Origin of the sequence: Methylobacterium sp. E-025 (assembly GCF_022829705.1) — a bacterium.
GTDB lineage: Bacteria > Pseudomonadota > Alphaproteobacteria > Rhizobiales > Beijerinckiaceae > Methylobacterium.
In genome coordinates this window covers 1-1,454 of sequence record NZ_JAKSYR010000205.1, presented here as the reverse complement: position 1 = coordinate 1,454, position 1,454 = coordinate 1, and the positions used below count along the sequence as shown (strand labels likewise).

Below are 1,454 nucleotides of genomic sequence, written 5' to 3'. Positions count from 1 at the left end.
GTTCACGCCGAGCCCGGCCGCGGAACCCCGGCATCGCGACGTCGTCCCGGGCATCGCTCGGACCGCGGGCGACGCCGACGCCGATGCCCCTGGCGCGCGCGTTCGCCGGGACAGCCGAGCGCCGACGACGGCGCCCACGGGGCATGGTGCGGCCTGCCGATCGGTTTGCATGCCGCTCCTGTTCGTTGCGTTCTGACGTTGCCGGCCGGCGACGAGGACCGCGGTGCAGGGACGCGGCCTTGCTTTCGCTCATCGGCCTGCTTGTCGGGATCGGGCCGCGGGCGCGGCGTCGAGCCGGGGGCCTGCACGGTCCGGCTCGATCAGGTCGCGGCGACGGCCTGTGGAAGATCGGCCGGCGCACCTACGGCGCGGGCGACAGGTACGCGGTGATCGACGACGCCAACCGGAGCCAGATCCGCGATCCCGGCCTGATCGATCCCGGGCAGATCTTCGTGCGGCCGGGCGAAGACGCGACGATGGCCGAGAAGGACGAGAGGCGCGGCCGACCGGTCGAGGCGGTCGTCCAGGCGACGCCCCGAAGGATGAGGCGGGGCGGCTGGCGGCGCGCATCCAGCACAGGCGTCCGACTGTACCAGTTCGCCCGAAAACAAATCCTGGAACCGCGGGCGGACGTCGCTGTTTCGCGCTTCGGTTTTCTTGCGGTCGAGAAGGTGGGCAGGGTGGTTGCGGGCGTCGACAGGCACGAGCTCCGGCAGATCGTCGCCGGCCTCAGCGAAGGGGTGATCCTGGTCGAGCCCGACCAGACCATCGCCTACGCCAACGCGGCAGCGCTTGCCATGCACGGTGCCGAATCCCTCGGCGAGCTCGGCGAGACGGTGGAGATCTACCGCGAGCGCTTCGCCCTGCGCTACCGCAACAACCACACCCCGAACCAGTATCCGATGGAGCGGGTCGTTTCCGGAGAGCGCTTCCACGACGTCATCGTCGACGTGAAGCGCACCGACCGGCCCGGTGTCGACTTCGTCCATTCCCTGCGCAGCCTCGTGGCGACCGACCACGCGGGCACGCCGAGCTGCCTCGCGCTGATCCTCAAGGACGTTTCGGAGCAGTTCGAGGCCGAGGACCGCTTCGAGACCACCTTCAACGCCAACCCGGCCCCGGCGGTGATCTGCCGCCTGTCCGACCTGCGTCACGTCAAGGTCAACACCGGCTTCCTCGAGATGACCGGCTACACCCGCGATGCCGTGATCGGCCGCAGCGTCTACGAGGTCGACGTGCTGGCCAACGCCCGCAACCGCGACCTGGCGGTCAACCGGCTCAACGCCGGCGCCACGATCCCGCAGATGGAGGCGTGCCTCGGGCTGCCGGACGGCGGCACACGGTTCGTGATCGTCGCCGGCCAGCCGATGGAGCTGGGCGACGAGCCGTGCATGCTGTTCACCTTCGCCGACCTCGAGCTGCGCAAGAAGGCCGAGACGGCGCTGCGCCAGAGC

Annotated in this window: 1 protein-coding gene; it reads left to right on the top strand. The window is 70.4% G+C overall.

Annotated elements, in window-relative coordinates; all coding sequences use genetic code 11:
- Nucleotides 1–239 precede the first annotated feature (239 nt).
- The coding region (locus MKK64_RS27870; RefSeq protein ID WP_243939009.1) for a PAS domain S-box protein at nt 240–1,454 on the top strand (1,215 nt) is incomplete at its 3' end.